Source organism: Puniceicoccus vermicola, assembly GCF_014230055.1.
GTDB classification, from domain to species: domain Bacteria; phylum Verrucomicrobiota; class Verrucomicrobiia; order Opitutales; family Puniceicoccaceae; genus Puniceicoccus; species Puniceicoccus vermicola.
Genome location: NZ_JACHVA010000133.1, coordinates 33,244 through 40,051, shown reverse-complemented (window position 1 = coordinate 40,051; position 6,808 = coordinate 33,244). Strand labels below are relative to the sequence as shown.

The following is a 6,808-nucleotide window of genomic DNA, read 5'->3' as shown; positions in this document are numbered from 1 at the left end:
AGGCGCGTGCGCAAACTGTGCGGGTCTCCCGATTCACTACGTTCATTCCCCTACGGCGGGACTGTGAGCATCGGCTCGTCGGCCCGGTGCATGCGGTAGGCCGCTCCGGCCGAGTCGCCTCGTCCGCGTCCCACCGCGGGAAAGAGCCACTTCGGGTTCTTGTGCCGGTTCCAGTAACTCCGCAGTTCCCGGTAGACCGGAGTGCCCAGGATCGTGTAGCGATCCTTTCCGCCCTTGCCGTCGCGCACGAACAACCGGCTCCCCGGACCGTCAATGTCGTCGATAGTCAAGTGGATGCACTCGCGAACTCGTAGACCGCTCGCGTAGATCAGCAATAGCGGCACACGGTAGCGTAGCAGCGGCACCGCCGAGATCACCCGGGCCACCTCATCCGGGGTTAGCACCGTCGGCAAAGTCTCCCGGTCACGAGCCTTGATCTGGTCCAAGCTCGCATACTCCCGGCCCAACATCCCCCGGTAAAAGTGCTTCGCAGCCGCCAGAAACTGCCGACAGCTCTTCCTCCTACGCCAAAGGCTACGGCGGACAGGTAGGCGCCCACTTCCGGTCCCGCCGCAGATAGACGAAGAAGCTCCGAAGATCCTCCTCCGGCAAGACCTCCGGATCCTTCCCGAAGTGCTCCCCGATCAACCGCAGCGCCCGGTAGTAGCTCGCCGCCGTCCGGGGACGAAAGTCCTTCAACTCCAAATACTCCGCAAAACGGAGCATTGACCCGAAGGCGTGACGCTGATACTCAACAGGACGTAGTTTTTTTATTATGCATAGGGTCGTCAGCTTAACCGCTGGCGGCCCATTTTTCACCCTCCGATTCCTAAACGATCACATCCTGAAAAATTGCCGCGCAGCGGCTTCGTTCAACCAGGCGGTGGTGGACAATCGGCTGCCTGCCCCGAGGCGGGTTCAATTCGCCATAACCATTCGACTTTGAACCCACAGTCGAACCCTGCCCTCAGGCAGGAGTGAAAGGACTTCGACGATAGGGAAATCGAATGAAAAACGAATCCATCCAACCACCGCGGTTTTCTTCGGCTCTCGATCCGATACCGGATTATTTAACCCACTATTTTGAGCGGACTGCAGGGCCATTTTTGAACATCTGTGACCTCGACGACGAGGAGGTGCAGAAAATTCGGGAATTTGAGTTAAGTAATGATATCAAATGGAGCCGATTCAAGATGTGGCCGGAGTTCATGAAATCGAGAAAGGCTGCCGACGATTTGCTTATGCGGCTATATGAAGAGAAGTTTCAAAAGTCTCCTGCCCATAGACCAGTATTTGCGGTGCTCGGCGACTTCCACGAGATCCCGTGTCTGTATGCAAACCCGGGAAGCGTCAGAATTGAAATAGCCGACCTACGCGAGGACGAAGTTACATTCATGTATCCAGACCACGCACATTTGATTCAGTTTTTTGACCATGATGCACCAGCCTTTGGAGTTCCACTTCCTGAGAATTATTCTGAAGAAAGAATGCCCTGCTGGGGTAAGCTTTTCACTTATCAGGATTTGCATGAAATTCACGTTGAATATGGTATCAAGAAGGCAATTGAGCGATGCCTGAATACTCCGGGAAGCTTTGTTTTCTCCTACGTTGAAGCCCATATATGGACTCGTGATTTGAAATTCACTCCGATTGACCACGAACCAACTGGAAAATGCAAAAAGGCCTAAGAATCAACTCCTCTCCGCGCTCTACTTGGTGATACATCTCGAAGTTTGAAGAAATAATGAATTGGACCAAAGAGAACTTCACGGTATCCACTGACAAATCCCGGTTGGACATCGACGTGATTCAAGGATTCCTCCGGACTTCGTACTGGGGAGCTTCGAGAACGAGAAACGAGATCGAAAAGGCGATCAAGAATTCCGTTTGCTTTGGCTTGTACCATCTGGATCGCCAGATAGGATTTGCTCGATTGGTCACCGACGAGGTTGTCATCTCCTGGCTCGGTGACGTGTTCGTCATTCCGGAATTTCAGAAAAAGGGATTGGGGAAATGGATGATGGCATGCATTGTCTCCCATCCGCTCTTGCAAACGACAAAGTGCCTTCTAGGGACGCGGGACGCACATGGACTTTACGAGAAATTTGGATGGGAGAGAAAAGAAGGAATGTCTCGTTCCAAAGAATTTGAAACTAACTCGAACCAGCCGCCCGATACGAATCCCCGATGTGCTGACTCATGAAAACTCTTTGTCAAGTTCATCCCGATAGTGAGGAAGAAATCCTTACTCTTCTCAGATCTTCGAAGGTTGATGCGAGAGTGATTTCTAGAATAGGCACAATAAGCTCCTCAGTAAACGGAGCTTACGGCGCCAGGAAGATTGATATCGGTGTGCCTAAAGAAAAGTTTGTCTTCGCAAGATCGTTACTGGACGAATACTACAAGAGTAGGGGTAATGAGATTGAACATATCACAGACGGGGTCGGAAGACGATTGGGCTGGTCGATGCTGGTCGCCTTGTTGGTGAGTCTTGCCTGTTTTGCTCTGGTCGATCGGCGGTATTTCTCCAGCCCAGAGATGTATGGTTGGATTCCGTTTGTGGGATTTGGGTTCTTTTTCATCGTAGAAAATATCCGAAGCCGAAAAAAAAAACCAAGTCCTGAGAAGGTAGAGGGAAAGCAGCCGCAGCGATGTTCCGCGGCTCAATGGCATCTCCCTTGAGCATTTTCACCAAGATATGATCGCCCGTTCCAAGCTGACTTTCGATAGGGAATACCTCGCTCAGTATTATTCCGATTGGATGCTTACGAGATCTCGATTTCGTAAGTTTGCTGTGCCAGTTGGCGTGTTGATCATCATTCTCGGTCTCATTCTTCTCACTAGATTCGAGGGGCATCGATACCTGGGTTTTGCAGTCGTCGGGGTAGGCCTATTTCACCTGATCGATGCGCTGACTTATCGGTCGCGCTGGATCAAAAAGCGATTGACCGCCGGTGGAAGCAAATATGTGAAGTTCGAGTTTTTCGATGACCGCATCCGCATCCAATCCGACAATTCCGATGGCTATATTCTGCTGTCTGGCCTTCTTGAATCGAAAGAAACTGACCGCGGTGTTTTCTTAGTCCCTCAGAAGGGGCTTTCGTTTTATATTCCTTGGGATTCGATAGAACCGCGAGAGGCCTTACCGAGGGTCCAAGCACTTCTCGCCAAGACAGGTCGAGTTGCGGGACGTAAGTCCTGATCTCTGGCCCACCTAGAGGCTAGGCTCTGGGCATTCCGAAAATAATCTGACGGGAACTAGGAGAATGGCTGTTTTTGGGGCTGGAGAAAGGGAAAGGGAATGAGCTGTAGACGGCCCAAGTTTTCAGAGATTTCGGACTAAGAGGTCGGGGGAATCTCTGTCCATCTGCGCAATCTGCGGATAGATCCTGCCTCAATAGGGATTCCGCTATCGCCCTTTGTCGGGAGAAGCTACCGGAGAAAACCTTTTTTTTGGGGATCGCCTTCTTGCGGGGCTCTTCTGGCGCGGACACAGGCTGGCAGCCTGTGGTACATTTGTGAATCGCTGTTGGCGATCATCGGTCTTACGGTCTTCTATCGATGCAGAAAAAGCTGACATCTCTATTCGTTCTGTGGAGGCGAAGGTATGATACGAATCCGGAAGGTAGCGCGGGTTGGCCCAACCCGCATTTCTGGTTTTGGCATCGGGCTGGGGTGATTGGCTCGAACCGGGGTGCGCCATGAGGCCATGGCGCGCTACCTGAGAGAATGCTCGGAAAGCCTTCATAATTTCGGGTGAGGTTTTTGATGGGGCTGGGGCTGCGCAACTGCGCACAGGCTGGCAGCCTGTGGTACGATTTTGTGAATCGCTGTTGGCGATCATCGGTCTTACGGTCTTCTATCGATGCAGAAAAAGCTGACATCTCTATTCGTTCTGTGGAGGCGAAGGTATGATACGAATCCGGAAGGTAGCGCGGGTTGGCCCAACCCGCATTTCTGGTTTTGGCATCGGGCTGGGGTGATTGGCTCGAACCGGGGTGCGCCATGAGGCCATGGCGCGCTACCTGAGAGAATGCTCGGTAAGCTCACGTAATTTCGGGTGAGGTTTTCGATGGGGCTGGGGCCGCGCAACTGCGCACAGGCTAGCAGCCTGTGGTACGATTATGATTTGAGGCGGAGGGGCTTTAGTTGCCTCGAGGTGTGGATGAGGCCTTTGCTGGCGTAGTCCTCGTGGTGTTTCTCGATGCGTTCGAGTTTATAGCGGTAGTTGACCATGAGGCCGAAGGATTCGCGGAGTCCTCGGTCGGAGACGTTGGCGGCCCAGTTGAGTTGCTCGATGCGGGCGCCGTTGCTGATGTGGAAGTGAGCCACTGGGTCCAGGGCTGTTTCACGTCCGGGGCGTTTGGCTTCGGTGAGATAGTGAAAGGCTAGGCCCCGGAGAAGGGTCTGGACGGCTTCATCCGCTTTGTCGGCTTGGCCCCAGTCGAAGTTCTGGAAGAATGCGGGGACATCTTCGGGATCATGGATCCCGGCCGCGGCGAGGATTTTTGGATCGATCTGGGAGATGAATTGAGGAGCTTCTTCACCTTCCAACCAATTGCGGAATCCAGGAATGGGCGATAGAGTGATGAACCGTTTGATGTTCGGCAGGTCATGTTGAAGCCGGTCGACGACTTGCTTGATGAGAAAACTCCCGAAAGGGATTCCGGCTAATCCTTTCTGCGTGTTGGAGATGGAGAAGAAGACAGCGGTGTCAGCGGAATCCGGATCGAGGACTTTGGCCTCGGTGTCGAGAAGGGTGTGGACGCTTTCGGCGATGCCGCGGCAAAGGGCGACTTCGACGAAAATCAGGGGCTCTTCGGCCATGTTCGGGTGAAAGAAGCCAAAGCAGCGGCGGTCATTATCCAGCCGGTTGCGGAGGTCGTCCCAGCTTTGGATCTCGTGGACGGCCTCGTAGCGGATCAATTTCTCCAGCAGGGCCGCTGGTGAGTTCCAGCCCATGGGCTGTAGTTTCAGAATGCCGACGTTGAAGAGGGACTTGAGGATTTCTTTGAGGTCGTTATCGAGACGTTTGAGGTCGGGATTTTCTTTCTTTGCCGGCAGAAGGTCTGCCCGAAGATCGACGAGAAACTTTACTCCGGCCGGCATCATCGTCCATTGGCGGAAGAGTTCGACCCGCGGAGGCGTTAGTTGCGATCGGAGGCTAGAGGCCTTCTCAGGGACTTGTTCCTCCGGAGTCTCGCAGAGACTTTGGGCTGCCTCGCGGATTTTCTTCCCGTCACAATCAAATTCGTGGAGGAGTAGGTGGTAGAAGATGTCCTTCTCCGCATCGTCCCACTTTTGGTATTGCTGCGCTAGTTTCGCGGCTGACAACGAAGCGGCCACCCGACCGCCACGCTCTTCGATACAGGCGGTGATCACCTCGCGGATTGACCGGAGGTGGCGCTCGCGCGATTGTTGCTCTTTCTCGGCTGGGGTGCGCTTCTGGATTCCGAAAACACTGGGAATCCGCGACCACCCGCGGGCACCGGTTTCATCTGCTTTGCTGCTGATGTTCATTCATTTTCTCCTCACCATTGTATTCTACACAGGTTGCGGTTTGAAGCAATTGGCGTTCCTCTCCGGTTGAAAATCATAAGTCGGACTTACCGGGTGCTTCAGTTTTTCGGTTATCGGTGGGCGGTGAGTCGGTGGACGGTGAGTCGGTTGTCGTTGGGCGGTGGACGGGAACCCCTCCGCTTCCTATGGAAGCACCTCCCCTGCTCGCAGGGGGAGGAGTCGGTGAGTCGGTGGACGGTGAGTCGGTTGTCGGTGAGTCGGTTGTCGGTGGGCGGTGGACGGGAACCCCTCCGCTTCCTATGGAAGCACCTCCCCTGCATGCAGGGGGAGGAGTCGGTGGTCGGTGGTTAGTTGGTGCCGGGGCGTTTGCGGTAGCTTCTTGGGGATTCGCCGTGGCGGGTGTGGAACCAGTTGGAGAATTGGGAGAGGTGGACGAAGCCTAGGTCGGCGGCGATGGCTTTGATGGGGATGTCTGCCTGGCGGAGTTGTTCGCAGGCGTGGGTAAGGCGTTGCTGATCGCGGAACTGATTGGGGGTGAGGCCGAGTTCCCGGCGCCAGAGACGGTCGAGTTGGCCGGCGGTGATGCCGGCGCGGAGGGCGAGATCGTTGCGGGAAAAAGATTGGCGGATGTCGAGCCCGGCGAGGTAGCGGTGGCTGGAGCGCACGCGGGGATCTTCGATTGTGGGAATTTCGAATCGTTGGTCGACTGTGGCGGCGAGACGGAGAGCTTGGCGAAAGAGGTTGAGGGTGAGGATTTGCAGTTGGAGGTACTCGTCGAGCTGCCATTCCAGTCTGCCAAAGTTGATTTGCTCCTCAAAGCTCAGACGCGCGACCGCGGGGTGGGTGCAGAGGTTCTCGAGGCTTTGGCGAGAGGCTTCATCCGTTTGGGCACAAGCGATGGGCGGGCCTTTCCATTCGGCACCGTTGGCGGAGTTGCCCGGAGCGAAATGGATGGAGATGATTTCGGCGTCCTCGGAAAAATGCTGAGTACGGGTCCCGGGGGTGGTGAGAATCCAGACCGGATCTTTGGCTGTGGCCTCGACGCGGCAACCGTCCTTTTCCATGACGACCGAGCCCCGTAGCATCTGGCAGATGGTGTAGAGGACGCCGGGAAAGGTGCCGCGTCTACCTTGAGGGGGGCCGATGGCGCAGCGCTCGAGAAGAGGATGAATCGCCTTCCAATCCGAGGGGGAGGAGGTTTCGTGGGGATCAGGACGCGCGGAGGCCATGCTCAAAACTGTTAAGTTTTGAGCCGTTTGTAAAGGTTTGTGGATCAGAGGGAGTTATG

At 54.8% G+C, this 6,808-nt stretch carries 9 protein-coding genes; 5 read left to right on the top strand and 4 right to left on the bottom strand.

Annotated elements, in window-relative coordinates:
• Window positions 1–50: 50 nt before the first annotated feature.
• Together H5P30_RS18760 and H5P30_RS18755 are read right to left on the bottom strand one after the other, a co-directional pair.
• On the bottom strand, window positions 51–470 hold the full coding sequence (locus tag H5P30_RS18760; RefSeq protein ID WP_185694445.1) for a tyrosine-type recombinase/integrase: 420 nt from the start codon (window positions 468–470) through the stop codon (window positions 51–53).
• A 64-nt stretch (window positions 471–534) separates the two neighbouring features.
• Window positions 535–819: a phage integrase N-terminal SAM-like domain-containing protein gene (locus H5P30_RS18755; RefSeq protein ID WP_185694444.1), complete on the bottom strand. Its 285-nt coding sequence runs from the start codon at window positions 817–819 to the stop codon at window positions 535–537.
• A gap of 188 nt (window positions 820–1,007) precedes the next feature.
• Between H5P30_RS18755 and H5P30_RS18750 the strand changes: the two genes are divergently transcribed.
• The 4 genes from H5P30_RS18750 to H5P30_RS18735 are packed head-to-tail and all read left to right on the top strand — an operon-like array spanning window position 1,008 to window position 3,202.
• Entirely contained in the window at window positions 1,008–1,688 is a 681-nt protein-coding gene (locus tag H5P30_RS18750; RefSeq protein ID WP_185694443.1) for a hypothetical protein, read from the top strand.
• A 56-nt stretch (window positions 1,689–1,744) separates the two neighbouring features.
• Window positions 1,745–2,203, top strand: a complete 459-nt coding sequence (locus tag H5P30_RS22565; protein WP_185694442.1) for a GNAT family N-acetyltransferase — start codon at window positions 1,745–1,747, stop codon at window positions 2,201–2,203.
• Window positions 2,200–2,682: a hypothetical protein gene (locus H5P30_RS18740; protein WP_185694441.1), complete on the top strand. Its 483-nt coding sequence runs from the start codon at window positions 2,200–2,202 to the stop codon at window positions 2,680–2,682. The genes H5P30_RS22565 and H5P30_RS18740 overlap by 4 nt, the downstream gene beginning before the upstream one ends.
• 16 nt (window positions 2,683–2,698) lie before the next feature.
• Entirely contained in the window at window positions 2,699–3,202 is a 504-nt protein-coding gene (locus H5P30_RS18735; RefSeq protein WP_185694440.1) for a hypothetical protein, read from the top strand.
• A gap of 920 nt (window positions 3,203–4,122) precedes the next feature.
• On the opposite strand, the gene H5P30_RS18730 is transcribed toward H5P30_RS18735, so the two are convergent.
• Complete coding sequence (locus H5P30_RS18730) at window positions 4,123–5,520, bottom strand: malonyl-CoA decarboxylase (protein ID WP_185694439.1); 1,398 nt, start codon at window positions 5,518–5,520, stop codon at window positions 4,123–4,125.
• Between the two features lie 66 nt (window positions 5,521–5,586).
• Between H5P30_RS18730 and H5P30_RS18725 the strand changes: the two genes are divergently transcribed.
• Complete coding sequence (locus tag H5P30_RS18725) at window positions 5,587–5,871, top strand: hypothetical protein (protein ID WP_185694438.1); 285 nt, start codon at window positions 5,587–5,589, stop codon at window positions 5,869–5,871.
• On the opposite strand, the gene H5P30_RS18720 is transcribed toward H5P30_RS18725, so the two are convergent.
• Window positions 5,868–6,749 carry a helix-turn-helix domain-containing protein gene (locus H5P30_RS18720; RefSeq protein WP_246459969.1) on the bottom strand — a complete coding sequence of 294 codons (882 nt, stop codon included), beginning with the start codon at window positions 6,747–6,749 and terminating at the stop codon, window positions 5,868–5,870. The genes H5P30_RS18725 and H5P30_RS18720 overlap by 4 nt on opposite strands.
• Window positions 6,750–6,808: the final 59 nt, after the last annotated feature.

Coding starts and splice junctions, on each gene's coding strand:
- H5P30_RS18720 (WP_246459969.1), bottom strand. CDS start 6,749: ATGGCCTCCGCGCGTCCTGATCCCCACGAAACCTCCTCCCCCTCGGAT.
- H5P30_RS18760 (WP_185694445.1), bottom strand. CDS start 470: ATGTTGGGCCGGGAGTATGCGAGCTTGGACCAGATCAAGGCTCGTGAC.
- H5P30_RS18730 (WP_185694439.1), bottom strand. CDS start 5,520: ATGAACATCAGCAGCAAAGCAGATGAAACCGGTGCCCGCGGGTGGTCG.
- H5P30_RS22565 (WP_185694442.1), top strand. CDS start 1,745: ATGAATTGGACCAAAGAGAACTTCACGGTATCCACTGACAAATCCCGG.
- H5P30_RS18750 (WP_185694443.1), top strand. CDS start 1,008: ATGAAAAACGAATCCATCCAACCACCGCGGTTTTCTTCGGCTCTCGAT.
- H5P30_RS18735 (WP_185694440.1), top strand. CDS start 2,699: ATGATCGCCCGTTCCAAGCTGACTTTCGATAGGGAATACCTCGCTCAG.
- H5P30_RS18740 (WP_185694441.1), top strand. CDS start 2,200: ATGAAAACTCTTTGTCAAGTTCATCCCGATAGTGAGGAAGAAATCCTT.